This window comes from Streptomyces echinoruber, assembly GCF_014651135.1.
Classification (GTDB): Bacteria; Actinomycetota; Actinomycetes; order Streptomycetales; family Streptomycetaceae; genus Streptomyces; species Streptomyces echinoruber.
Genome location: NZ_BMWH01000021.1, coordinates 68534 through 94292, shown reverse-complemented (window position 1 = coordinate 94292; position 25759 = coordinate 68534). Strand labels below are relative to the sequence as shown.

Here is a 25759-nt window from a genome sequence, read left to right as displayed (position 1 = left end):
CTCCCGCCTTCCCCCGGACGGACGCTTCGATGCCGACACGCGGCGTACGGTCCGGGCCAAGGGATCACGCAGGGTGCCGGTGCGCGCGGGTGGGACTCCGGTCACTGGTTACTGTGGTGCTCATGCGTCTCCATGTCGTCGACCACCCCCTGGTCGCCCACAAGCTCACCACGCTGCGCGACCGCCGCACCGACTCCGCGACCTTCCGCCGGCTCGCCGACGAACTGGTCACCCTGCTCGCCTACGAGGCCACGCGGGACGTGCGCACCGAACAGGTCGGCATCGAAACCCCCGTCGCCCCCACCACGGGCGTCAAGCTGTCCCACCCGCGCCCGCTGGTGGTGCCGATCCTGCGCGCCGGCCTCGGCATGCTGGACGGTATGGTCCGGCTGCTGCCGACCGCCGAGGTGGGCTTCCTCGGCATGATCCGCAACGAGGAGACGCTGCAGGCCTCCACGTACGCCACCCGGATGCCGGAGGACCTCTCCGGCCGTCAGGTCTACGTCCTCGACCCCATGCTCGCCACCGGCGGCACCCTGGTCGCCGCCATCCGCGAACTCATCAGGCGCGGCGCCGACGACGTCACCGCGGTGGTGCTGCTGGCTGCCCCCGAGGGCGTCGAGGTCATGGAGCGCGAGCTGGCCGGCGCCCCGGTGACCGTCGTGACGGCCTCCGTCGACGAACGCCTCAACGAGAACGGCTACATCGTCCCCGGGCTCGGCGACGCGGGCGACCGGATGTACGGGCTGGCCGGCTGACACTCCGTACCCCGTACCTCCCCATACCCCGCACCCCCGTACCTCCGTACCCCGTCCTCCGGCTCACCGGCCGGAGGCGCTCCCGCACCGCTTCGTCTTCGTCCCGCCCGTCGCCGCGGGCTTCGGGTGGGCGAGGGCGGTCAGCGCCCGGTCCGCGGCCGCCTTGTCGGTGAGACGGGTGAAGGCGTCACCGATGATCAGGTCGACGGTGCCGTCCTTGCGGGCGGCGTCGGTGCGGGACTCGGCGCCCGTGAGCTGGGTGGCGAGGACCGGGAGCGAGGTGCGGCGGGCGGAGGCCGGGCCGAGCAGGACGGCGGTGCCCTTCACCTTCTTGTCGTACTCCTTGGTCGCGTTGCCGACGTCACCGATGCGGAAGCCGCGCTTCTTCAGCTCCTCGGCGGTCTTCTTCGCCAGGCCGCTGCGGGGCGTGGCGTTGAGGACGTTGACGGTGATCTGCGCGGGCCGGGGCAGCGCGACGACGCCGGGCGAGGGGCTCGCCTTGGTCGTGCAGGCGGTGCGGGAACCGGTGGCCGCGGCCTTCGTGCCGCCGGTGAAGACGTCGATGAGCTGCAGGGTGCCCCAGCCGAGCACGCCGAGGGCCGCCAGGCAGCAGGCGGCCAGGAGGGCGAGCCTGCCGTGCCGCCGGGGCCGGCGCATCCGCGGGTACTTGTTCCCCGTGATCCGGTACTGCCCACCCATGCCGGGGGGAGTCAGCATGCTCATGAGCGCAGCGTAGTGCGCCCGAGCGGCCATGCCTACTGGATGATCATCGGATGCCGCTCGGTTGCCGCCCGGTCCGACCCGAAAGGGGCAAACCCGTGACGCGCGACCCCGCGTCGAACCCGTGAGCGCGACCCCGCGCCGAACCTGTGACGCGCGCCCCGCCCGGGACCGTCAGTCCAGCTCCAGCACGCGCGCGTGCAGCACCTGCCGCTGCTGCAGCGCCGCCCGCACCGCCCGGTGGAGACCGTCCTCCAGGTACAGGTCGCCCTGCCACTTCACGACGTGCGCGAAGAGGTCGCCGTAGAACGTGGAGTCCTCGGCGAGGAGCGTCTCCAGGTCGAGTTGCTGCTTGGTCGTCACGAGCTGATCAAGGCGGACCGGGCGCGGCGCGACATCCGCCCACTTCCGGGTGCTGTCCCGGCCGTGGTCGGGGTACGGCCGGCCGTTTCCGATGCGCTTGAAGATCACACGGAAAGCCTACCGGTCCCCACGTTCCGGGCGCAGCCATGGCGACGGAGTGCGACGCCGGAAAAGATGGGGCGAATGGGGCCGAACGGGGGAAACGGGGGAGTCCGAGGCGGGCGGCCGCGGCCGCTTTCCGTCCGGCTCGCCCTCCGCCGGCGCGGCGGTTCCGGGCGTGGCGCGGCGTGGCGCGGCGGTTCCGGGCGTGGTGGTTCCGGGCGTGGCGGGGCGTGGCGCGGCGGTTCCGGGCGTGGTGGTTCCGGGCGTGGCGGGGCGGGGCGTACTGCGCACGGCCTCGGCGCGCAGCAGGGCGCGCATGACCGCGTAAGGGTCCCTGGACATGGGGGGCATGGGGGCGTTCCTCGCGTGGGTCGCGTCGTACGGACGAATCGGTGACCTATGACCGGTGACCGGCGCGCAGGCGCACTGGAGCGCGCCGGAGCGCGCTGGGGCGCGCCGGTGGTGCCGGGCGGGACCGGCGTCGTCAGCAGCGCAGAACCACGCAGGCGAGGGCGTGCGAGGCGGACGGGGGCGGCGGAAGCACGGCGGCCGGCCCGGGACGGCCGCTCGCCGCGCGGACGGGCGCCGGGCCGGGGAGGGACGCGGGCCGCAGGCGTACGACGGGGCGCCGCACCTCCCGTGCGGAGGGCCGCAGCGCGGCGTCGAGGAGGTCGGGCCGCTCGGCGGCGGCGCCGGAGTCGCCGGCCGCCGCGGTCAGGGGAGCGGCGTACGCCTCCGCGTGCGCGCCGCCCGGTACGAGCAGCGCGAGCAGCAGCACCAGCGTCCGCAGCCACGCGCACCGGAGGCCGGCGCGGCGGGCGTGCGGGGCGGTACCGGTACTCACGCCGTGACTGTCCCCGCCGCGGCCGCCCGTCCCGCCCGGCACGCCCGAGAACCGCCCGTTCGGGCCACGCCCCGAGGGGCGGGGCGCCGGGGCGTCGCCTCCGGCACCCGCCGTGAGCGATCCGCCACCGGGGTCCGTACGTACCGGGAGACCGGTGAGAGGGTCCGGGACGGAGGAACGACGTGGTCCGACGGGGCAACACAGGAGGCGCGGGAGGTGCGGGAGGCGCGGGAGGTGCGGGAGGCACGGAAGGCGCGGCGCGGGAGGCCGAGGGGCGCGCGGGGCAGCGGGACCGCGGGCGCCGGGCGCGCGGCGGCGGACGCCCGGGGCGCCGGCGGCTGCGGGTCCCGGCACCGCTCGGCCCGTTGCTGGTGCTGGTCCCCCTCGTCCTCCTCGCCCTCCTGGGCGGTGCGGGCAGCGCGTCGGCCCACGCCGCCCTCCGCTCCACCGACCCCGCGGACGGAAGCGTCGTCAGATCCGCGCCCCGCGCCCTGACGCTGAGGTTCACCGAGTCGGTCGGGCTGCTCGACGACTCCGTGCGCGTCTTCGGACCCGACGGCCGGCAGGTGCGCACCGGACCGCCGCAGCACGCGGCGGGCGACTCCGACACCGTCCGCGTCACCCTCCCGGCGCGGCCGGGCACCGGCACGTTCACGGTGGCCTGGCGGGTGGTGTCGGCGGACAGCCACCCGGTGGCCGGCGCGTTCACCTTCTCCGTCGGCAAACCGTCCCCGCCGGTCGCCGTGGACACCGACCGCACCGGGGACCCGGTCACGGAGCGCCTGTACGGCATCGCCCGCTACCTCTCCTACGGCGGCCTCGCGCTGCTCGTCGGCACGGCCGTCTTCCTCGTCGTCTGCCGCCCGCCGACCGCGGCGCCGCTGCGCCGGCTGCTGCGGGCGGGCTGGTGGGCGCTGCTCGGGGCGAGCGTCGCGCTGTTCGTGCTGCGCGCCCCGTACGAGGCCGGGACGGGGCCCACGGCGGGCCTCGACGTCTCCGCCCTGGGCCGTACGGCGGCCGGCCGGCCCGGCCTGGCGCTGCTGGCGCGGCTCGCGCTGCTGCCCGCCGTCGCCGCCGTCCTCGTACGGCTCGTCCGGCGCCGCCCGCCCCACCCCCGGCCGCTGTCGGCCGCCGCCGGTGCGCTGGCCGTGGCGCTGGCGGTGACGTGGGCGTCCGCCGAGCACGCGTCGGCCGGCCTCCAGGTGCCGTTGGCGATGGCGAGCACGGTGCTGCACCTGCTGGCGATGGCCGTCTGGCTGGGCGGCCTGGCCGCGCTGCTGGTCCTGCTGCACCGGCGGGAGGGCGCGCCCGCCGCTGTCGTCGCCCGCTTCTCGCGGCTGGCCTTCGGCGCGGTGACCGTGCTGGCCGTCACCGGCGTCTACCAGTCCTGGCGCGGCCTGGGCTCCGTCGACGCGCTCACCGGCACCTCCTACGGCCGCCTCCTGCTGCTCAAACTCGCCGGGGTGGTGCTGCTGCTGACGGTGGCGGGCTGGTCGCGGCAGTGGACGGCGCGGCTGGGGACGGCGGACGCGAAGGGCGCGGAGGGCACGGAGGGTACGGAGGGTACGGAGGGCGCGGCCGACGCGGAGCACGCGGCGGAGGGGAACCGTGCCACCGAGGCGGCCGTGCGGCCACGGGAACGGGTGCTGCAGCGGACGGGAGGCGCGGCGGCGGCCGAGGGGACAGCGGCGGCCGAGGGGACAGCGGCGGCCGAGGGGACGGTGACGGCCGAGGAAGCGGAGACGGTCGGGGACGCGGAGACGGTCGGGGACGCGGAGACGGCGTCCCGGAGGGAGCCCGCGGACGCGCCGCCCGCCGGTCCCGCCACCGCCCGGCCGCCCCACTCCCCGGCCCCCGAGCCGGACGGCCACCGCGGGCTGCGCCGGGCCGTGCTGGCCGAGGTCACCGTCGGCATCGTGGTGCTGATGCTGTCCACGGTGCTGTCGGGGACGCTGCCGGGCCGGGCGGCCGTCCAGGAGGCGAGGGCCGAGCGGACGGCGTCGGCCGCGGCGGGCGGGACCGGGGCGGTCGTCGCCACGGTCCCGTTCGACGTCGGCACCCCCGGCGCCTACGGCAAGGTGCAGGTCACCCTGGAGCCGGGCCGTGTCGGCGAGAACTCCGTCGAGGCGGTCGTGTACGGGCCCGACGGCGGCCTGTCCAGCGTGCCCGAACTGCGTCTGGCCTTCTCGCTGCCGGCCAAGGGGATCGGCCCGATCGACGCCCGGCTCACCGACCGCGGCGGCTACTGGGCGGCCGACGCCGTCCGGCTGCCCCTGCCCGGCACCTGGACGATGAAGGTGACGGTGCGCACCTCGGAACTGGACCAGGTGACGGAGTCGCGGCCGCTGCGGATCGCGCGCTGAGGACCCCGCCGGGGCGTACCTCGCGGCCCACTGAGCCGGCCCACCGAGCCGCGCGTCGGGCCCGCCCGGGCGCCCGGCCGGGACTCACCGGCCCGTCAGGGGCCCGCTTCGGCTCACCCGGGGGCCGCCTCAACCGGGGGCCGCTCAGCCAGGGCCGACTCAGCCAGGGCCGACTCACCCGGGCCGGCTCAGCCGAAGAGCGTGCCGGACGGTGCGGGCCGCGGCAGGTCCAGCAGGCGGGTCATGTGCGCGGCGGCGCGGACGGCGGCGTCGGCGCAGCAGTTGTTGAACAGCACGTGCAGCCGCTCCACCCGGTCGGCCAGGCGGAGCAGCCGCGGCACCCACTCGGCGAGTTCGTCCTCGCCGTAGTCGTGCCGGAACCGGTCCTCCTTGCTGCCGGTGCCCCAGGCCGTGCTGCGCCCGTGGAAGCGGACCACCGACCGCTCGGGCGAGGTGACCGGCGTGACGGGCGGGATGGAGGTGGGCAGCGTCTGCGTCATGTCCACGGCCACCGCGGCGAACCCGCAGCGGGTCAGCAGCGCCCGCGTCGCCGCCTCCCGCCCCGCGGCCCACCACTGCGGATGCCGGAACTCCACGCACACCGGCCAGCCGGCCGTCCGCTCGGCGCACGCCCGCAGGAACGCCTCCGCGCCCGCCCCGGGCCGGAACCACGGCGGGAACTGGAACAGCACGTTCCCGAGCCGCCCCGCGTGCCGCAGCGGGGCGATCCCCGCGGCGAACCGGGCCCACACCTCGTCCAGCGTCCGCGGGTCACGGGCGTCGCCCGGCAGCCCGTCCGGCAGCGCCCCGCGCCGCACCGGGTGCCCGGTGAGCAGCGCGAACGCCTTCACGTCGAACACGAACCCGTCCGGCGTGCGCTCCACCCACAGGCGGCTGTTGCGCTCGGCGGGCAGGGCGTAGTAGGTCGCGTCGACCTCCACGACGGGGAAGCGGCTCGCGTAGTACCGCAGCCGCCCCTCGGCGTCCCGGCACCCGGGCGGGTACCAGCCGCTGCGCAGCAGCGCCGGATCGGTCCACGAACACGCGCCGACGAGAATCTCGCCCATGGCGGGCGGTTACCCGTGTTCGGCGTCCTCGCACGCGGCGGCCGCGGCCCCCACCCGGTCGCCTCAGCGCCGTACCCGCAGCCCGCGCAGCCGGTTGAGGGCGGCGGCGACCTCGTGGCGGCGGGGTACGGCGAAGTCCTCGTCGCGCACGGACAGCAGGGCGGCGACGCCGTCCGGGCCGTTCGGCCCGGCGCCCGGCTCGGCGCCCACTCCGGTGCCCAGTTCGGCGTCCAGCAGGTCGAGGGCCTCGGCGAGGGTGCGCCGCCCGTCGAGGTGGCCGCGCCGCACCAGCAGCTCCAGGGCCAGGCCGACACCGGTGAGGTGCGGGGCGTCGGCGAGCTGCTCGACGCCGCGCAGGTCGATCTCGTGCTCCCCCAGGACGAGGTGGTCGGTGCCGCGGACGCGGATCCGCGTCCGCCCGCGGGCGCCGGGGTCCGCGAAGGCGGGGTCGGGGCGCCGGTGCATGACGCCGGGGAAGGACTCGGCCTCGGCCCGCCGCCCCGTGGGCCGCGCGGCGATCCCGCGGGCGCGCTCGGTGACGTCGTACGGCCGGTAGCCGTCCATCATCACCACCCGGTCGGCCACGTCGAGGTAGTCGCCGCTGCCGCCCATGACCAGCACGGTGGAGACCCCGTGGTCGCGGTGGAGCGACCGGACGAGGTCCACGAGCGGGGTCAGCGGCTCGCGCTCCTTGGCCACCAGGGCCTGCATGCGCGCGTCGCGGATCATCAGGTTGGTCGCGGCGGTGTCCTCGTCGATGAGCAGGACGCGGGCGCCCGACTCCACGGCCTCGCACAGCGACGCCGCCTGGGAGGTGGAGCCGGAGGCGTTGGCGGTGGAGAAGTCGGCGGTGTCGGCGCCGTTGGGCAGGTGGCCGACGAAGGCGTGCACGTCGACGCGGGTCACCGGCCGCCCGTCCTCCGCGCGCAGCTTGACGGTGTCCCGGTGCGCGACGACCCGCTCCCGCCCGTCGCCGGGCACGTGGTCCCACACGCCGGCCTCCAGGGCGCGCAGCAGCGTCGACTTGCCGTGGAAGCCGCCGCCGACGATCAGGGTCACGCCCTCGGGGACGCCCATGCCGGTGACGGTCCCGGCGTTCGGCAGCTCCACGGTCACCCGCAGCTCCTCCGGCGCCCGGAACGGCACCACGCCGTCCCCGGCGGCGGGCCGGTCGTCGGCCCCGCTGCGCCGCGGCAGCAGCGCCCCGTCGGCGACGAACCCGACCAGCCCGAGCTCCGGCAGCCGCTCCCGCAGCACCGTGGCGTCCTCCACCGTCGCCACGAACTCCCGCAGCTCGCGCAGCCCTTCGTCGTCGTAGGCGGTACGGCACAGCGCGCGCCGGGCGATGTGCTCCAGCCCCTCGCACAACAGCCGCCGCGCCGCCCGCCCGTCGATCCGCCGCCGCGGCCCCGGCAGCGCGACACCCAGCCGCAGCGTCACCGCGCCGTCCGGCGCGACCGTGCACGAGCTGCGCGCCAGCACCTCCTGCCCGCCCGCGTCCACGCGGTACGCGCGCTCCCCGGCCGCCTCCCGCGCCGCCCGCCGCACCAGGAACCCGGCCAGCGCCCGCCGCCGTACCGGCGTGTCCCGCACCTCGGGGGCGAATCCCGCGCGCTGCGCGGGCACGTGCACCGCGACCCGCGCCGGCGGCGCGAACGGATCCGCCTGCGCCCGCACCAGCCGCACCACCACGCCCCCGGCCAGCTCCCAGGAGCCCACGAGCCCCCGGTAACGCCCGTACGGCGCCCCGTGCAGCCGCTCCAGCTCCCGCTCCAGCCCGGGCCGGGCGGCCGCGGCGGCCGCGTCGGCCGTGCCCGCCGCGTCGGCCGCGGCTGCCGCGTCGGCCTCGCCGGCCCCGTCCTGGCGTCCCCGCCGCTCCTGCCGTCCCTGCCGGTGCCTCACGTGGCGTCCCGTCCCGTCCCGGTGCTCCGCTCGATCTCTGCGCACGTCCGCCGGATTCTGCCAAACGGCGGGCCGGGGAAGGACGGTGCCGGGGCGGGCGGGTGCCGAGGGCGGGGTGCCGAGGGCGGGCGGATGCGCGCAGGGGCTCCGGGGGCGACCGACGACGGCCCCGGAGCCCCTGCGCGGATGCTCAGTCCTGCACGTGCTCAGCGCTCAGCGCTCCATGCTCAGCGCTCCATGCGCAGTGTCCAGGCTCGGCTCAGTGCTGCACGCCGGCCTCGGCGTGCACGCCCACCCCCACGCCCTCGGGCGAGACGGAGGTGAAGACGCCGGCGCAGGCGGCGGCGGTCAGCGACCCGGGCACACCGGCGGTGGCGTCGATCGTCGAACCACCGGCGACCAGGTCCAGCTCGGCGTCGGAGATCTCGGCCGTGGCGACCTGCGGAGTGGAGTTCATGACCTGCGTTTCCCTTCGAGTGATCACGTGCCCGGGGGGTGGGTGCGCAGGATCAAAGCACGTGGCGGGAACGGGTGACCAGCCGCCCGGACCCCGGCCGGGGCCCGCGCCGCGGCCGGTCTTCACGGTCCCGACCACGAGGTTCACCGCTGTGCCCGCGCGGTCACCGAACCCGTCGCCCCCTTCACACGCCCTGCGGCCCGGCCGCGCGGGGCGCTTCGCCGCGAACCCCGCATATCCCGACACACGCGTGCGGCGGCCCGCCGCTCCGGCGGGCCGGTCCCGCGCGCGTGTGCAGATTCGCGAAAGGTTCCGGCCCTGGCCCCGACGCCGCCGACGCGCCCGGTCATCGGCTCGGTGCGCGACTCGGTCCGTGGTGCAGCCACCGGCCCGGTCCACGGCCCGGTTCACGGACCGGTTCGCGGGCCGGCCCGCGAACCGGTCCGTAGCCAGATCCGCGGCTCGGTCCGTGGCCCGGTCCGCGGCTCAGTCCTCGGCGGCCGGCTCGTGCGGGCCCGCGAGGACGAGCTGCGTCAGCGGGGCCCCGTCACCGGAGTCGAGCACCACCCGGTACAGGCCGTCCGCCGGCACCCGGACCCGCGCGGCCAGCACATCGTCGTCACCGCCACCGCCACCGACATCGTCACCGTCGTCGGCGCCGTCGTCGGCGGACAGCGCGGCGCGGGTCCGGAACGCCGTCCCGCCGTCCACCGCCTCCACCACGCACTCCAGCCCCGCCGGGCTGTCCGCGCCGTGCACCCGCAGGGTCCACTCCGCGCCGGGAGCGACGTAGTCGGGCACCTGGAGGCCGAGTTCCGGCACCCCCTGGGCCGGGCCCAGGTGCTCGTCCTCCTGCAGGAACGCGGTCACCGCCTCCAGCGCGGCCTCCCCGGTGGCCAGCGCGCCGTGCTGGAGCGCGAACGGCACGGTGACGCGGGTGAGGGACGCCGACTCCCGGTGCACGGTGCCGTCCCCCGCCACGTCGAAGCACCGCGGGACACCGTCCGCGTCCCGCAGGAGTTCGCCGTTGCTGTGGTGCCGGTAGGAGTGCTCGTAGGGGACGACCACCCCCTGACGCAACGTCAGCGACTGCATCGTACGCTGGCCGACGCCGACCACCGCCCGGTGGCCGGGTGGCGTACGGCCGTCGAGACGGGCGTGGAACTCCTGCGCCGCCTGCGCCAGTTCCTTGTCCCCGCCGAGGTCGGCGACGTCCACCGGCGTCAACGGCCGCACGTTCAGGCCCTCGTCCAGACAGGCGAACGTCGGCAACAGGTCGTACAGGCCCGGCATGGCCGACGCCAGCCGCCGCAGCCTGCGGTGCGGCAGCGGAACCGGCGCGCCCCGGCCGGAGTTGAGGATGACGGCGGCGGCGACCGCCCCCCGGAAGGGCGTGCCGAGGGTGAGCACGCCCCGGGTGTCGCGCGCCAGGTCGCCGTCGGGGCCGTCGCACAGCGCGGCCAGTGTGAGCAGACCGCCCATGGAGTGGGCGACGAAGACCAGCCGGCCCTCCCGCTCGTCCACCCGGTGCCGGCGCGCCGCGGTGTGCGCCGGATGCCGCCGCCACTGCTCCAGGTGTCGGCGCGCCGCCTCGGCCAGCAGGCGCGCGTTGACGGCCACGGGCAGCCGCCAGTCGTAGGCGAACTCCAGGACCGCCTCGGGCGCGGCCACGCTTCCGGCGACCGTCCGCACCAGCGCGGTGTACGGCTCCAGACCGCGCAGCACCGGGCACCAGGCCGGAGTGCGCAGCAGCCGCCGGGCTTGTATGCGGCCGGTGCGGCCCTCCCGCTCGTCGGGCGTCAGGCGCAGGTCGCGCAGCCCGCCGGGCGTCGTCCACGCCCGCACCAGCCAGCCGGTGTCGGCCAGGCCCCAGACCACCCGGTCCCGCTCCGTGTCGTACAGCTCGCTGCCCATGATGCCCGGCACGACGACCACGGCGTCCTGCGTGGTGTCGGGCGAGATTCGGGGAAGCCCCTGGAGCAGCGGTGTGGCCGGATACGGCTGCGGGACCTGGTGCATGACGAGAAGAATAGGGAGCATGCAGCGGGGGGTGGAGGACCTTGTCGCGAACGGCGCGAAAGCGACGCCCGGCAACGGCGCGAGAGCGACGCCCGGCAACGGCACGGAAGCGGCACTCGGCCACGCCACGGAAGCGACGCCCGGCGAACGGGCGGCGCGGCGCACGCTGTTGACCGTAGCCGTCCGCGACTACCCGGACGCCGAACCGGAGTTCGCCGAGGGCATCGACGAGCAGCTGGCCGTCGTCACGCAGTGGTGGTGCGGCCCGGACCTTTCCGAGCCGTTCGACCTGGTGCCGCAGCCGGAACTGCGGCAGCGCCACGACGTGGAGCGGTTCCTGCACGAGGCCGGAGTGCGCGAGATGCGCGGGCAGGCCCTGGTCGTCTTCGTCACCGGACACGGCAGGCAGGGCTCCTCCGGCACCCACTTCCTGCAACTGCCGTGCACCGAACCGCGGCGCCAGCTCGCCACGGCCGTACGCACCAGCGAGATCGTCGCCGCCGCGCTCGACTCCCGGGTCGACAACGTCCTGGTCATCATCAACACCTGCTACGCGCGCGGCATCGCCGAGGAACTCGGCAGGCTCTACAAGGAGATCCCCGCGAGCCGGCGCGGCCGGGCCACCCTCGACGTCATCGCCACCTGCGACCACGACCAGGTCGTCCACGTCCGGCGCTTCCCGTCCGTGCTGCGCCGCGTCCTGGACCGGCTCCGCACCACCGCCCAGATCACCACCCCGTGGCTGAGCGTCGGCCACCTGATGACCGAGTTCGCCAACGAACTGGGCTCCGACGCCGAGCGGCGCCGGCACCGGCTGCACTACGTCCTCGACGGCGGCGCCCTGACCGTGCCCACCCCCTGCCTGCCCAACCCCGGCTACCGCCCGCAGCGCACCCTGGTCGGGCCCGCGCGCCGGCAGGTCGCCACCCCCGCCGACGACGTCGACGTGTGGCTCGACCGGGCCAGCGGGCGGCCGGAGGACAGCGACGGTGGCTGGTACTTCAGCGGACGGCAGCGGCTCAACCGCGACCTCACCGCGTTCCTCACCGGCCCCCAGGGCGTGCTGCTGCTGACCGGCACCGCCGGCAGCGGCAAGTCGGCCGTCCTGGGCCGGGCCGTGACGCTCAGCGACCCGCAGTTCCGCGCCAACCCCCGCTACCGGCACGCCGTCACCTCGGCACCGCCCGGCACCGTGCCGCCCGAGGGGGCCGTGTCCGTCGCCGTCCTGGCCCGGCAGCGCACGGCCGCCGACGTCCTGCGGGAGCTGCTCACCGGACTGGAGATCACCCCCCTGCCCGTCGGACCGGCGGACGACCCGGTGGAACGCTGGAGCGCCCAGCTCGGCGCCTTCCTGCGGGAGCCCGGCGACCCGGTCACCCTCGTGCTGGACGGCCTGGACGAGGCGGCGGAGCCGTTCCCCGTCGTCCAGCGCGTCCTCGCCCCGCTCACCGAGCACTGCGGCCCCCTGCCGGGACAGCGCCCGCTCGGCGGGGAGCGCAGACTGCGGCTGCTCGTCGGCGTCCGCAGCAGCCGCCACCGCGCCGGTACGGCCGCCGCCGCGCCGCCCGGGGCACGGGACCCGGGGCTGCTCGCCGCCCTGCGGGAGGTGTTCCCGTGGGCGACGGTGCTGCGCACGGACGAGGACGACAGCCGGGACGACATCGCCGACTACGTCCGCGCGCTCATCGGCCCCCGGGCGCCCGGGGACAGCGCCCGCCGCGCCGCCGAACTCGTCGCCGAGCAGGTGTGGCCGTCCTTCCTGGACGCCCGGCTCGCCGGCGACCAGCTCAGGGACGCGCCCGACCCCGCCGCCCGGGCCGGCGAACCGGACTGGCGCGCCGGGCTGCAGAACGGGACCAAGGGACTGCTCAGGCTCGACCTGGCGGCGGTGGCGGAGGACGGCCTGCCCGCGGACGTGGCCCTGGCCCTGCTGCGCGCCAGCGCCTACGCCCTCGGCGCCGGCGTCCCCTGGTCCACCGTGTGGCCCGCGATGGCCGGCGCCCTCCTGCGGCGGCCGATCCCGGACCCCGACCGGATGATCGACACGCTGCTGCGCGGCAGACTCGCCGGGTACCTGGCCCACGACCACGAGGACGACCGGCTCGTGTACCGCCCGGTCCACCAGCGGCTCGCGGACGTCCTGCAGCAGGACCGGGCGGACGAGCTGCTCGAGCCCCCGGCCGGCCCACGGGGCCGGGAGGGCCGGGAGGGCCGGGAGGATCGGGAGGGCCGGGAGGATCGGGAGGGCCGGGAGGATCGGGAGGGCCGGAGGGATCGGGAGGACCGGCGGGGCGCCGGAACCCGGGACGCGGAGGGCGCCGTATGAGCGACGCCGGGGCGTCCCGCGCGCCGGAGGACACCCACCCCCACCGGCTCATCGCCGAGGCGCTGGCGAAGCTGGTCGCCGAGGACCCGACCATCCCGCCGCACCCCTACCTCAGCCGGCACCTCGCCGACCACGCCTTCCGCGGCCGGGTCCTGGACGACGACCATGTGCCGCCGGCCCTGCTCCCCTGGGAGTCGAGCCGGAACGTACGGGTGCTGCTGCGCCGGGCCCGCTCCGCGGGGCGGACGCAGTGGCTGCGGGCCTGGGCCCGCATCGAGCCGTTCGTCGGGGACGCCGATCCGGAGTCCCGCCTGTCCAGCCTGCACCTCGCCCACCACGCCGCCACCCGCCGCCGGATCCCCCTCGCCGCCGGCTCCCCGCCGGACCCGGGCACGGCGGGGTCGCGCGTCACCCCTCTGTGGAGCGACTGGGCCGCCCCGGACAACGTCCTGGCCGTCACCGGCGCCCTCGTGGAGTCGCTGGCCCACACCACGGCCTCCGACGGCCGCACCCTGCTGGTCGGCGGGGACGGCAACGGGACGATCCGGGTGTGGGAGACGCACGGCGTCCCGGTCGGCCCGCCCCTGCACAGCTTCGGCGGCGCGGTGCAGCACCTGCTGCCCCTCGACGGCGACCTGCTGCTGTCCGGCGGGACCGACGGCGTCGTACGCGTCTGGCACCTCACCCGCGGCCAGTTGATCGGCGAGGCCGTGCACCGCCCCCGCACCTGGGTCAGCGGCCTCACCCTCTTCCGGCCGGCGGACGCACCGCCCCGCGTCCTCGCCGCCCACAGCGACGGCCACCTCACCGCCCTGGACACCGAGACCCTCCGCCCCGTCGACATGCCCCTGCCCGACCTCGACGAGGCCCCCGCCCTGGTGACGGGCGTCGACCTGCCCGAGGAAGACGGCGGCGGCGCGGCACTGGTCGTCGCCCAGGGCCGCCTGCTGCGCCTCTGGCGGCCCGGACAGGACCCGGTCGTCCTCGGCGAGCACGCGGGCGAGGTACGCCACGCCGTGGCCCTGCCCGGCACCGGCCGGTTCGCGACCTGCGACGACGCCGGCTCCCTCCGCTTCTGGGACGCCCGCACCCGCCGTGAGACGGCGGCGGCGACACCGCGGCCCGGCACAGCCGTCCTCTCCCTGACGGCCGCGACGGTGGACGGACACCGGGCCGTGGTCTCCGCCGGCCTCGACCACGCGCTGCGCGTGTGGGACGCCGACACCGGGCGCCCGATCGGCGCGGCCCTGGAGGGCCACACCGCTCCCGCCGTGGCCCTGACCACGCTGCCGCCGGACGGGACGGAGACCTACGTCGTCTCCGCGGGCGGCGACGGCACGCTGCGCCGCTGGGACCTCACCGGGCACGGCGGCCGGCCCGCCCGGCCCGCGCGCCGCCCCGTCACGGCGGCCGCGCTGCCCGGCCGGGCGATCCCCGCCCCCGGGCTTTCCGCCCCCGGCCTCCCTGCCTCCGGGCTCCTCGTCGCCGTGGCCGACGAGACCGAGGCCGCGCTGTGGGACGTGGAGACCGGCCGCCACGTGCCCGTGGCGGCCGGCGAGCGCCCCGTCACGGCCTTCGCCTGGGCCGCCGTCGGGGGCGAGACCCTCCTGCTGACCGCGCACACGGACGCCGGCGTGCAGATGTGGTCCCTGGACGGGCCGGGCGGCGCGCCGCCCGCGCGCCGCGGCAGGCTGCTCAACCACAGCCTGCCCGTCCGGGCCATGGCGGCCTTCCGCCACGGCGACCGCGCTCTTCTGGCCACCGGCGGCGCGGACGGCTCCGTGCGGCTGTGGGACCTGGAGCACCGGCGCGAGGCGGCCTGCTGGGACGACCACGGGCTGGGCGTCAGGGACCTCGCCGTGCTCCGCACCCGGGACGGCACGCTCGTGGTCTCGGCAGGGGCGGACGGCACCCTCCGGCTCGGCGACCCCGCCGACCCCGCCGACCCCGCAGCCCCGCGCCCGGTGATCCACTGCGGCCAGCAGGGCGTCCACGCCGTGGCGGCGGTACCGGCCGACGAAAACGGGTGCGGCGAGGGTGCCGGGTACGACGAGGGCGGTGAGGGCGCCGGGTACGGCGAGGACGGTGAGGGTGCCGGGTACGGCGAGGACGGCGAGGCTCCGCTCCTCGCCTCCGCCGGCGAGGACGGCACCGTACGGCTCTGGGACCCCGTGACGCGGCGGCCGGCCGGTGCCGCCCTGGACGCCGGCGACGGCCCCGTGACGGTGCTCGCGGCCTTCCGTACTCCAGCCGGCCGGCCCTGCCTGGCGGCCGGAGGCCCCGCCGGCACCGTTCACCTGTGGGACGTCGCGGCCCGCACCCGCCTGCTGAGCCTGGTCACCGGCAGCCCGCTGACCGCCCTCGCGGTCCGGCACCCGGGGCGGGAACCGGCAGGACGGCGGCCGGACCACCCGGGAGGGACGCCCACCGACCCGTACCCCGTCCTCCTGGCCGCGGGGAGGGCGGGGATCTGCCTTTTCGGCGTGCACCTGGAGCGCTATTGAGGTGAGCGTGCGCCGTGCCGATGCCTCAGCGCCCCCCTCCTGCGCCCCCGCGGACGCGCCGAAGCGGCCACCCCGCGACGCCCGTTACGCGACAATGATCGCTCGCGCGTGCCCGCTCACCACGCGTCACGTGCGGAACGCTCCGCGAGCCGGCCCGCACCGGGCGTCCGGCACGTCCGGCAAGCCGACCCCTCCGTACCCACCGGTCCAGCAGCGAGGACGTATGAACAGCGCCTCCACGGCGGCGGACGCCGCCGCCTTACCGTTCCGCGCCGCCCGCCCCTCGGGCGAAACCCCCGCGCCCGCCGGCCTCGCGTCCGCCGGCCTCGCGTCCGCCGGCCTCGCGTCCGCCGGTTCCGCCGGGTCTCTCGGGACGGGGGAGGCGACGGCCTGATGCGCCCCTCCGACGAGTCCTCCGCCACGCTCGCACCGGCGGTCACGCTGGTTCCGGCACCGGACCGCGGAGTGTGGCGCCTGGGCAAGAGGAAGAGCCCGATCGAGTACAACACGCTGCAACCGGAGAACAGCCAGGGCTCCGGCGCGGGCCGCTTCAGCCTCGCCACCTACGGCATGCTCTACTGCGCCACGGACCCGGCCGGCTGCTACGCCGAGGCGCTGGCCCACTTCCGGGTCAGCCCGGCACTGCGCCGGATCATCGGGGACGACTGGGACCACGTGCCCAACACCATGAGACTCGGCCACCTCGCCTCCGGCTGGCGGCAGGACCACGTCCTGGTGCGGATCGTGCCGCCCAAGGAGGCGCGCTTCCTGGACGTCGACGCGCCGGCCACGCGGGCCACGCTCGCCGAGGAACTCCGCCCGGAACTGAGCGCCTGGGGCGTCACCGGCCCCCTCACCGACGAGCACGTCCACGGCCGCGACCGCCGGATCGCCCGCCAGATGGCGGCCTGGGCCGTCGCCCAGCGCAACGGACTCGGCCACCGCCTGGTGCAGGGCATCACCTACCGCTCGGGCTACGGCGGCCGCCAGTGCTGGGCGGTCTTCAGCGACGTCGACCTGGAACAGGCGGAGCAGCGCCCCGTACGGCTGGAGGACCCGGCCCTGCAGGAGGTCGCGCAGGAGTACGGCCTCAGGGTCTTCTGACGGGTCTTCTGACGGGTTTTCTGATGGGTCTTCCGACGGATCTTCTGCCGGGCCTTCCGACGGGTCTGCCGCCGGACCTTCGGCCCGTGCGCCCGACGGGACGGTGCCTGCGGCCGGCGCCGGTCCGCCCGGCGCTGGCCCGCCCGGCCGTCGCCCGATCGGGCGACGGCCGGGGGCGCGCGGGCGCGGCGGCCGGGTGGCCGACCCCCCGACCGACCTGGGGCATTGCCCCTCACACGGGACCCCGTCGCGGACAAGGTGGGATTTCTCCGGGGATTCAAGGGGGGAAAGCGGTGGAGTAGCGGGGGGAGCGGCGGGTAGACTCGACACAACGGACAAGGAGAGAAGCCATGTTGACCATCCGACAGTCGTCTTCGGGACCACCGTTTCCGGACCTGAGTCAGCACCATCTCCTCCGGCTCACCGGCACGCCCGAACCCGGTGCAGGGGGCATCCGCCGCGGACGGCCCGCCGTACCGGCCTCCGGGAATTCGTGACCACCCATCACTTACGGCCTGCCTGAACCGCAACCGCACCCACGCTCGCCTGGAAACAGCAGACAGGCTTGAGCGGGTCGACGAGACGGACGACCGTGCCCCGCCTCCGCACCGAGCCGGACCCGGGCAGGCAGCGCCTCCAGCACCCTTCGCCGAGACGCCCGAGAGGCATCCGCCGGCGGGGAGGAAACGAGGAGACCATGCAGACCCTGCGCGAGCACGGCACCGACAAGGCGGCCCACGCCGACACCGTCAAGAGGTCCATCGCCGACATCGCCCGCTTCCTGCAGGAGAACTTCGGCCAGCGGCTGACCGCGTTCATCGCCGGCATCGAGGACCCCAAGCAAGTCGGCAAGTGGTGCACCGCCCAGAACAGCCCGCGGGTCGACTCCGAACTACGGCTGCGGGCGGCCTACCAGGTGTTCCAGATGATTTCGATCGAGGAGAACGCGCACACCGCGCGCGCCTGGATGATCGGCATGAACCCGCAGCTCGAGGACGACTCACCGATCCAGGCCATCGCCGAGGACCGCCACAAGGACGTCATGGCGGCCGCCCGCTCCTACCTCACCGGCGACCTCTGACCACACGCCCCGCACCGCCCCCCACCCGCACCCGCGGCGACCGACCGGCCCCCGGTTCCAGCCCGCGGGCGGGCCGCCCGGCCCAGCACTCTCAGGGGCGTTTCGGGGCGGCTGGTACCGCATCAGGCAACGTCTGCCCTGTTGTCGGTCGGCGATGCCGACGCGTGCTGAGGAGCGCGGTTACCCGGCGTCGAGCTGGTGGTCGGCCCAGACGTAGCTTTCGGGCAGCAGGTCGGTGATGAGGACGGTCCGGACGCGATCGCCTTCGCCGACGATGACCTTGAGGGCCGGGAAGTAGTCGAGGAGGACCTGGCGACACCGGCCGCACGGGGGAACAACCCCTCGGTCGCGGTCGCCCACCGCGACAATCGTGTTCAGCTCGTAGGCGCCCTGGGCGGCGGCCGTGCCGATCAGGACCAGCTCGGCGCAGGGCCCTCCCGTGAAGTGGTAGGCGTTCACCGCGGTGACGATCCGGCCGTCCTGGGCGCGGGCCGCGGCTGCCATGGTGTGGTTGTCGCCCCGGCAGCGAGTGCGAGCAACGTGTGCCGCTGCCTGGATGAGCTCGTGGTCGACGGGATGGGTCTGCGCGGTCATTCTCTCTGCCTTCGTCAGCGGCCCTCCTCGGTGTGGCTTCGGCGAAGGGCCCGGACGAAGGCAGCCAGGTCTTCTCTGCTGTCGACGTGATCAGGAGAAGCGGTCGTGAGCGGCCCTCTCACTTGGCGCGCCCGTGAAAGGAGAGCCCGTCTGTGCCGGTGAGGTCGGGTTCCCGGCGGTTGGTGAGGAGAGCGGCGGTCAGGTCCCGGAAGGTCGGCTCTCCCTCACCGTTGACGACGATGTCGACGGAGGGGCATGCGCGGAACACTTTCCGGCCCTGGTTGCCGACGTGGTTGCCGCCGAAGACGGTGATGCCGTCGGGCCTGAGCTGTTTGAAGAGTTCGGCGAGGCGGGCGAAGGTGCGGTAGTTCCAGCCGAGCACGGAGAAGGCCAGGACATCCGGTATGTCGCCGTCGCCGAAGATCATGCGGGCCATCTGCGTGAGGGACCATCCACCGCGCAGATGGTGGATCTTGACGTCGGTCTCGAGCCCGAGGCCCGGGTCGGCGTCCAGCACGGCCTCAGGTAGCCGGCCGCCAGCGGCATGGAGTCGATGGGCAGGTCCAAGGCGCTCTACTCATGGGGTGGGAGCCGGGGACCTCCGCGCGCATGCGAGCGCGGTACCTGCATGTGCCGGACGCCATGCTCAAGGACGTGGCCCGGAAGATCGCCGATGCCATCTGGGGAGGCCCCGAGACACCCTCTGTGGACAAAAACCAGGACAACGAGGTCTGACGGACAACGGCGAGGGGCCCCACCGGTGACCGGTGGGGCCCCTCGTTTCGCCTGTTCAGGCGGCTGCGGAGGATACGAGATTCGAACTCGTGAGGGGTTGCCCCCAACACGCTTTCCAAGCGTGCGCCCTAGGCCTCTAGGCGAATCCTCCGCCGGAAACATTACATGACTCGGGGGAGTGCTCGCGAACTCGTTCGCGGCTGGTGCGATCGGGTACTCTGGGCGAAGCCCCTCACGCGGCGCTATCTGACTGAACCCCCCCAGGGCCGGAAGGCAGCAAGGGTAGGTCGGCTCTGGCGGGTGCGTGAGGGGCGCTTGCGTTCCTCTCCGGGCCGCAGTCGTTGTCAGTCGGCGCCTATAACCTCGTAAGCGTGTCGTCTCTCGCGCTGTACCGCCGCTATCGCCCGGAGTCCTTCGCCGAGGTCATCGGGCAGGAGCATGTCACTGATCCGCTGCAGCAGGCGCTGCGGAACAACCGGGTCAACCACGCGTACCTGTTCAGCGGTCCGCGCGGCTGCGGCAAGACGACCAGCGCACGCATCCTGGCCCGCTGCCTGAACTGCGAGAAGGGCCCGACGCCGACCCCGTGCGGGGAGTGCCAGTCCTGCCGCGACCTGGCGCGCAACGGCCCGGGCTCGATCGACGTCATCGAGATCGACGCCGCCTCGCACGGCGGTGTGGACGACGCCCGTGACCTGCGCGAGAAGGCGTTCTTCGGGCCCGCCCGCAGCCGGTACAAGATCTACATCATCGACGAGGCCCACATGGTCACGTCGGCCGGCTTCAACGCCCTGCTGAAGGTGGTCGAGGAGCCCCCGGAGCACCTCAAGTTCATCTTCGCGACCACCGAGCCGGAGAAGGTCATCGGGACCATCCGGTCACGCACCCATCACTACCCCTTCCGGCTCGTGCCCCCGGGCACCCTGCGCGACTACCTCGCCGAGGTGTGCCGCAAGGAGAACATCCCGGTCGAGGACGGCGTGCTGCCCCTCGTGGTGCGCGCGGGCGGCGGTTCCGTGCGTGACTCCATGTCCGTCATGGACCAGCTTCTCGCCGGGGCGGGGGAGGACGGTGTGACCTACGCCATGGCCACCGCCCTCCTCGGCTACACCGACGGTTCCCTCCTCGACTCCGTCGTCGAGGCCTTCGCCACCGGCGACGGCGCCGCCGCCTTCGAGGTCGTCGACCGCGTCATCGAGAGCGGCAACGACCCGCGCCGCTTCGTCGCCGACCTGCTGGAGCGGCTGCGCGACCTGGTGATCCTGGCGGCCGTGCCGGACGCGGCCGAGAAGGGGCTCATCGACGCCCCCGCCGACGTCGTCGAACGCATGCAGGCCCAGGCCGAGACCTTCGGCGCCGCCGAACTCAGCCGCGCCGCCGACATCGTCAACCAGGGCCTCACCGAGATGCGCGGCGCCACCTCGCCCCGCCTGCAGCTCGAGCTCATCTGCGCCCGCGTCCTGCTGCCCGCCGCATACGGCGACGAGCGTTCCGTCATGGCCCGCCTCGACCGGCTCGAACGCGGCGTGCACTTCTCCGCGGGCGCCCCCGGCATGCCCGCCGCGGGATACGCGCCCGGGCCCGACGTCCACGGTGCGGCGGCCCCCGGCATGCCCGGCGGCGGCACCGGCGCGCCACCCGTTCCGCCCGGCGGCGGCCCCGCGGCGGCCCGCGCCGCGGTGCGTGCCGCGGGCGGTCCCGGCGCGTCCGGTGCGCCGGCACAGGCGGGCACGGGCGGTCCCGCCGGGCCGACGGGGGCCATGGGAGCCACGGGGAGCAACGGAGCCGCGGCGGCTGCGGCGGCCGCGGCGCCGACCCCCGCCCCGGCCGCCCCTGCCGCTTCCTCCGCTCCCGCCCCCGCTCCCGCCCCCGCTCCGGCGGCCCCCGGCGCCTGGCCCACCCCCGCCCCCGCGGGCGGCGCCCGCCGGCCCGGCGGCTGGCCGACGGCGGCTGCGCCGGGCGCCGGCGCTCCGTCCCCGGCGGGCGCCGCACCGGCCGGCCGGCCCGCCCCCGGCGCATCCGCCCCGGCCCCCACCGCACCGGCGGCACCCTCCGCTCCCGTTCCCGGCGGGCTCGACCCCCGGTCCCTCTGGCCGGACATCCTGGAGGCCGTCAAGAACCGCCGCCGCTTCACCTGGATCCTGCTCAGCCAGAACGCCCAGGTCACCGGCTTCGACGGCACCACCCTGCAACTCGGCTTCGTCAACTCCGGTGCCCGCGACAACTTCCTCAGCAGCGGGAGCGAGGACGTGCTGCGCCAGGCGCTGGCCGAGCAGTTCAACGTCCACTGGAAGATCGAGGCCCTCGTCGACCCGTCCGGCGGCGGCTCCGCCCCGGCACCCGGAGCCGGCGGCCGCGGCGGCAACCCCGGCTACGGCAGTCCCGGCTACGGCAGCCCCGGTCACGGGAACGGCGGCTTCGGCGGCGGTACGGCCGTACCGCGCCCGCCCGCGCCCCAGCCCCCGGCTGCCGCCCCCGGCGCCGCCCCGGCCGGAGGCGCCGCCCAGAGCCCGGCGCCTCCCGCCGCCCCTGCCCAGAGCCCGAAGCCCCCGGCGCCCGAGCCGGTCCATGTCGCCCCCGAGGACGACATCCCCGAGGACGACGACCCGGACCTCGAGGACTCGGCCCTCTCCGGCCACGAACTGATCGTCAGGGAACTGGGAGCGACGGTGGTGGAGGAGTACTCCACCGAGTAGTCGCCCGGGAGAGCCGGCAGGAAGTGAGACGGCGGGACGTGAGCCGGCAGGGCGTGAGCCGACAGAAAGTGGCCTGGCGGAAGGCGGAAGGCGGAAGGCGGAAGGCGGAAAGCGCAAGGCGGAAAGCGCAAGGCGGAAAGCGCAAGGCGGAAAGCGTTCGGAGGAAAGCACGATCCCCGGACTTCCGCCCCATCATTCGCCCGCACAAACACCCCCCGGTTAGGCTGACCCCCGTGAAGGTCCTCGTCATCGGCAGCGGCGCCCGCGAACACGCCCTGTGCCGCTCCCTCTCCCTCGACCCCGACGTCACCGCCCTGCACTGCGCCCCGGGCAACGCCGGCATCGCCGAGATCGCCGACCTGCACCAGGTCGACGTCCTCGACGGCGCGGCCGTCACGGCGCTGGCCAAGGACCTCGGCGCCGACCTGGTGGTCGTCGGCCCGGAGGCCCCGCTGGTCGCTGGCGTCGCCGACGCCGTGCGGGAGGCGGGCATCCCGGTCTTCGGACCGTCCGGACAGGCCGCGCGGATCGAGGGGTCGAAGGCGTTCGCCAAGGAGGTCATGGCGGCGGCCGGCGTGCCCACGGCACGGTCGTACGTGTGCACCACCCCCGAGGAGGTCGCGCGGGCCCTGGACGCCTTCGGGGCGCCGTACGTCGTCAAGGACGACGGTCTGGCCGCCGGCAAGGGCGTCGTCGTGACCGACGGCATCGAGGCGGCCAAGGCGCACGCGGCCGCGTGCCTGGGGGTACCTCCCGCGCCGTCCGGGCAGCGGGGGAGGGTCGTCGTGGAGGAGTACCTGGACGGGCCCGAGGTCTCCCTGTTCGCCGTCACCGACGGCGAGACGGTGCTGCCGCTGCAGCCCGCCCAGGACTTCAAGCGGGCGCTGGACGGCGACGAGGGCCCGAACACCGGCGGCATGGGCGCGTACTCCCCCCTGCCGTGGGCGGACCCGAAGCTCGTGGACGAGGTGCTGGCCACGGTCCTGCAGCCGACCGTGGACGAGATGCGCCGCCGCGGCACGCCGTTCTCCGGCCTGCTGTACGCCGGGCTCGCACTGACCAGCCGGGGGGTGCGCGTGGTGGAGTTCAACGCCCGCTTCGGCGACCCCGAGACGCAGGTCGTGCTGGCCCGCCTGAAGACCCCGCTCGCCGGGGTGCTGATGGCCGCCGCCCGGGGCCACCTCGCCGACCTGGAGCCGCTGCGCTGGAGCGAGGACGCCGCCGTCACGGTGGTGATCGCCTCGCAGAACTACCCCGGCACCCCGCGCACCGGCGACCCGATCACCGGCCTCGACGAGGTCGCCGCCCAGGACGTCCCGCACGCCTACGTCCTGCACGCCGGCACCCGGCGCGAGGGCGACGCCGTCGTCAGCGCGGGCGGTCGTGTGCTGTCCGTCACGGCGACCGGCAAGGACCTGGCCGAGGCGCGTGCGCGCGCGTACACCGCCGTGGGCCGCATCCGCCTCGACGGCTCCCACCACCGCACCGACATCGCGGCCCGCGCGGCACAGGGCGCCTGACCCCTCTCTCACTTCTCCGCCCGCGCAGGCGCTCTCCCTCCGCCCGCGCGGGCGATCTTCCTCTGCCCGCGCGGACGGCCTCCCACCTGCGCGGACGCCGCCGCCCCGCCCCCTCCGCAGGCCCCGGACCCGGCACGGGAACCCGGGGCCCGATCCTTGCCCACTGTCACCCAGCTCTGACCAAAGCCATTCCATCGAGTGACCGCTGCCGTATCCGGATGACGGGCGGCGAACCCCCAACTAGGGTGCCGCGCAGGCAGTCCGGCACTTGGCCCACCGGCATTGCGATGTCAGCGGCGGGTGCCACAGTGGGGGAGTGAGCAACGCCAGAACGGTGTCAGCACTGCGAGGCACGGGCAGGGGGTGAGGGACGGCGGTGACCGGCATGGATGCGGAGGTCGGCGCACAGGCGGCGCGCACCAGGGCCCTGGCCGTGCTGAGGGTCCGCAGCCGCGCCCTCGCCGCGGCCCTGCTCCCCGCTGCCGTCGCCGTGGTCCTGCTGGCCGGAGGCGCCACCGGACACCTCGTCGGCCCCGGCTGGGACGCGGCCCGCTGGGCCGTGACACCCGTCGCCGCCCTGGTGCTGCTCGCCGCGGCCGGCGTCGCGCTCGTCATCGCCCGCGCCCGGCCCGCCGTCAGCCCCACCGTCCCGGTCCCGGAACAGTCCGCCCCCGACCTGTACCGCCTGGTGCGCGACCTCGCCGACCGCCTCGACGTACCCGCGCCCTCCGCGATAGCCCTCACCCCCGACTGCGACAGCTGGCTGGAGGACCGCACCCACCCGGCCCACGGCCCGCCCCCGCCCGAGGAGCACGCCGCCCCGGGCATCCCCACCGGACCGTACGGCCGCGACGCCGACACGCGGTCGTACGGCACCGGCACCGGCACCGTCCCGGGCGGACGCTCCCGCGGCCACCGGTGGCCGCCGCGCCGCACGGACACGGCGCCGGTCCTGGTCATCGGCTCCCCGTTCCTGTGGTGGATGCGGGTCGGCGAGCTGCGCGCCCTCCTCGCCCCGGTCGTCGCCGGTACGGGACCCTCGGCGCACCCCGACATAGCCGCCGCCCGGCGGTTCGTGCGCGGGCTCGACGCGGCGGTGGCCGTGACGGCGGTGACCACCCGCTGCCCGCTGACGCGCTCGCTCTGCGCGGCCCTGGGCCGGGTGGTCCGCCTGCTGCTGCGCGGCTGCCGGGAGCACGCCGCCGAGATGGAGCGGGGCGTGGCGGCGGCCGCGGCCGAGCGCGCGCAGACCGTGGACTACGGCCTGCGGATCGTCGCGCAGGAGCAGGTGGGCCTGGCCTACGCGGGCTGGGACCGCCTCCTCACCCGGGTCGCCCTGCCCGCCTGGCGGATGGGCCGCTGGCCGGCGCGGCTGGACGCCGGGGTGGTGGCCGCCCTGACCGAGCTGTCCCGCCGGGACCGCCTGGCCGAGGGCTTCGCCTCCCGCCTCGGCGAGCGCCCCGCCTGCGACCTGCTGGAGGAACCCGGTGCGGTGGACGCGGCGGCCTCCCTGCTCGCCGCCCGCCTCTTCCACGGCGGCCCCGCCGCCCCGGACCGGGACTGGTCTCCGGTCGACTGGGACGCGTACCCGGAGGAGGTCGTCGACCGCAAGTGGCGCGCCGACGCCGCCCGTCTGCACCGCGCCCTGGACACCGTCGGCGCCCGCCGGGCCCCCGCCACCGGCGCCCCCACGCTGGCCCGCGTCCTGGACCACCTGACGACCGCCGACGCCCCCGCCCCGGCCCGGGACCAGGACGCCGGCTGCGGGAACACCGGCGAGAGCCCCGCCGAGAACGCCCCTTCGCATTCCGCCGAGAGCGCCGCCGAGAGGGCCCCCGCACATCCCGCCGAGAGCGCCACCGCGAGCCCCGCCGCGGACACCCGCGCGGCCGACGAGGAACACCTCCACGCCCCCCACGACCCCGCCGACGAAGGTCTCCGCACCCCCCACGACCCCGCCGACGAGGGCCTCCGCGCCCCCGGCGGCCTCGACGACGAGGACCTCCCCCGCCTCACCCCCCGCGGCGAGACCCTCGCCGCCGCTCTCAGCGCCGCACAGGCCCGCGAGGAGGTCGCGGCCCGCACCGGGCCGGCCGCTCCGGGCACGCCGGCCGCTTCCGCCTCCACCTCCACCACTCCGGCCGCGCCGACCCCCGTATCCGCCGCCGACATCCCGGACACCGCCCTCTACGACGACCGCGCCCTCCCCCTCTTCCCCCTCCAGCCCCCGCGCTCGGCCCGCGAGCTGCTCGCCGACCACGTCACGGCGATGGTGTGCTGCGCGGCCGTCGACACCGCCGGAGCCGCTCCCGGCCTGGACTGGCTGGACGGCCCGGTCCTTCTCGTACACGGCGAACGCGCGCCGGATCTGACCCCTCACGTCCTGCACCTGATCGAGCACGGCGACCCCGCCCCGCTCCGCTCCTGCATCGCCGACCTGGGCATACGCGCCGACAAGCCGGTCCGCCTGGTCTGAGACGGCCGGATGCCCTCCTTCCACTTCGGGCCATTTCACGACGAACGGTGACAGCACACGCGCGTGATGTGATGTGCTGGGAGCGCGGGCGCACATGCCAAAGGCGTAGGTCGCCACGAGCCGTCGGA

At 75.9% G+C, this 25759-nt stretch carries 18 protein-coding genes, 1 tRNA gene, 1 other RNA gene and 1 pseudogene; 11 read left to right on the top strand and 10 right to left on the bottom strand.

Annotated elements, in window-relative coordinates; genetic code table 11:
* The first annotated feature begins 122 nt into the window (after positions 1-122).
* Positions 123-758 (top strand): uracil phosphoribosyltransferase, encoded by a 636-nt coding sequence (upp, locus tag IE225_RS22815; protein WP_190059462.1) that lies wholly within the window; start codon positions 123-125, stop codon positions 756-758.
* A gap of 63 nt (positions 759-821) precedes the next feature.
* On the opposite strand, the gene IE225_RS22810 is transcribed toward upp, so the two are convergent.
* The 3 genes from IE225_RS22810 to IE225_RS22800 form a co-directional block, all read right to left on the bottom strand.
* A complete protein-coding gene (locus tag IE225_RS22810; RefSeq protein WP_229879914.1) occupies positions 822-1481 on the bottom strand; it encodes a LytR C-terminal domain-containing protein in 660 nt (219 codons plus the stop codon).
* Between the two features lie 171 nt (positions 1482-1652).
* A complete protein-coding gene (locus tag IE225_RS22805) occupies positions 1653-1949 on the bottom strand; it encodes a type II toxin-antitoxin system VapB family antitoxin (RefSeq protein WP_190059461.1) in 297 nt (98 codons plus the stop codon).
* Between the two features lie 478 nt (positions 1950-2427).
* The gene (locus tag IE225_RS22800; protein ID WP_190059460.1) at positions 2428-2787 is read right to left on the bottom strand and encodes a hypothetical protein; all 360 of its coding nucleotides are present in this window, start codon (positions 2785-2787) and stop codon (positions 2428-2430) included.
* A gap of 368 nt (positions 2788-3155) precedes the next feature.
* On the opposite strand from IE225_RS22800, the gene IE225_RS22795 reads away from it, so the two are divergent.
* A complete protein-coding gene (locus IE225_RS22795; protein WP_190059495.1) occupies positions 3156-5150 on the top strand; it encodes a copper resistance CopC/CopD family protein in 1995 nt (664 codons plus the stop codon).
* 188 nt (positions 5151-5338) lie between these two features.
* Here IE225_RS22795 and IE225_RS22790 read toward each other — a convergent pair whose 3' ends face one another.
* The 4 genes from IE225_RS22790 to IE225_RS22775 all read right to left on the bottom strand — a co-directional run bounded on the left by IE225_RS22790 (position 5339) and on the right by IE225_RS22775 (position 10595).
* On the bottom strand, positions 5339-6217 hold the full coding sequence (locus IE225_RS22790; RefSeq protein WP_190059459.1) for a DUF72 domain-containing protein: 879 nt from the start codon (positions 6215-6217) through the stop codon (positions 5339-5341).
* Positions 6218-6280: 63 nt separating this feature from the next.
* On the bottom strand, positions 6281-8119 hold the full coding sequence (locus IE225_RS22785) for an ABC-ATPase domain-containing protein (RefSeq protein WP_229879911.1): 1839 nt from the start codon (positions 8117-8119) through the stop codon (positions 6281-6283).
* Between the two features lie 259 nt (positions 8120-8378).
* Complete coding sequence (locus IE225_RS33920) at positions 8379-8576, bottom strand: hypothetical protein (RefSeq protein ID WP_190059458.1); 198 nt, start codon at positions 8574-8576, stop codon at positions 8379-8381.
* Between the two features lie 486 nt (positions 8577-9062).
* A complete protein-coding gene (locus tag IE225_RS22775) occupies positions 9063-10595 on the bottom strand; it encodes a lipase/acyltransferase domain-containing protein (RefSeq protein ID WP_308432539.1) in 1533 nt (510 codons plus the stop codon).
* Positions 10596-10614: 19 nt separating this feature from the next.
* On the opposite strand from IE225_RS22775, the gene IE225_RS33375 reads away from it, so the two are divergent.
* From IE225_RS33375 to IE225_RS22760, 4 genes are all read left to right on the top strand, one after another.
* A complete protein-coding gene (locus IE225_RS33375; protein ID WP_229879908.1) occupies positions 10615-12921 on the top strand; it encodes a P-loop NTPase family protein in 2307 nt (768 codons plus the stop codon).
* The gene (locus IE225_RS22770; RefSeq protein ID WP_229879905.1) at positions 12918-15425 is read left to right on the top strand and encodes a WD40 repeat domain-containing protein; all 2508 of its coding nucleotides are present in this window, start codon (positions 12918-12920) and stop codon (positions 15423-15425) included. Before IE225_RS33375 ends, IE225_RS22770 begins: the two co-directional genes overlap by 4 nt.
* 393 nt (positions 15426-15818) lie before the next feature.
* Entirely contained in the window at positions 15819-16529 is a 711-nt protein-coding gene (locus IE225_RS22765; protein ID WP_190059456.1) for an RES family NAD+ phosphorylase, read from the top strand.
* Between the two features lie 697 nt (positions 16530-17226).
* Entirely contained in the window at positions 17227-17610 is a 384-nt protein-coding gene (locus IE225_RS22760) for an XRE family transcriptional regulator (protein WP_190059455.1), read from the top strand.
* 180 nt (positions 17611-17790) lie between these two features.
* Here the strand turns inward: IE225_RS22760 and IE225_RS22755 are convergent, their stop codons facing one another.
* A complete protein-coding gene (locus IE225_RS22755; RefSeq protein ID WP_190059454.1) occupies positions 17791-18204 on the bottom strand; it encodes a cytidine deaminase family protein in 414 nt (137 codons plus the stop codon).
* Between the two features lie 118 nt (positions 18205-18322).
* Positions 18323-18721, bottom strand: coding sequence for a cobalamin-dependent protein (locus IE225_RS22750; protein ID WP_229879902.1), 399 nt, complete (start codon positions 18719-18721; stop codon positions 18323-18325).
* A 59-nt stretch (positions 18722-18780) separates the two neighbouring features.
* On the opposite strand from IE225_RS22750, the pseudogene IE225_RS22745 reads away from it, so the two are divergent.
* Positions 18781-18939: pseudogene (locus IE225_RS22745) on the top strand (site-specific integrase); the annotation flags it as partial.
* Positions 18940-19005: 66 nt separating this feature from the next.
* Here IE225_RS22745 and IE225_RS22740 read toward each other — a convergent pair.
* Positions 19006-19090: transfer RNA gene (locus tag IE225_RS22740), tRNA-Ser, on the bottom strand.
* A gap of 72 nt (positions 19091-19162) precedes the next feature.
* On the opposite strand from IE225_RS22740, the gene ffs reads away from it, so the two are divergent.
* The 4 genes from ffs to IE225_RS22720 all read left to right on the top strand — a co-directional run bounded on the left by ffs (position 19163) and on the right by IE225_RS22720 (position 25631).
* An RNA gene (gene ffs / locus IE225_RS22735) (signal recognition particle sRNA small type) lies at positions 19163-19261 on the top strand.
* 49 nt (positions 19262-19310) lie between these two features.
* Positions 19311-21635 (top strand): DNA polymerase III subunit gamma and tau, encoded by a 2325-nt coding sequence (locus IE225_RS22730; RefSeq protein WP_190059453.1) that lies wholly within the window; start codon positions 19311-19313, stop codon positions 21633-21635.
* 233 nt (positions 21636-21868) lie between these two features.
* On the top strand, positions 21869-23155 hold the full coding sequence (gene purD, locus IE225_RS22725; RefSeq protein ID WP_190059452.1) for a phosphoribosylamine--glycine ligase: 1287 nt from the start codon (positions 21869-21871) through the stop codon (positions 23153-23155).
* 376 nt (positions 23156-23531) lie between these two features.
* The gene (locus IE225_RS22720) at positions 23532-25631 is read left to right on the top strand and encodes a hypothetical protein (RefSeq protein WP_190059451.1); all 2100 of its coding nucleotides are present in this window, start codon (positions 23532-23534) and stop codon (positions 25629-25631) included.
* Positions 25632-25759 lie beyond the last annotated feature (128 nt).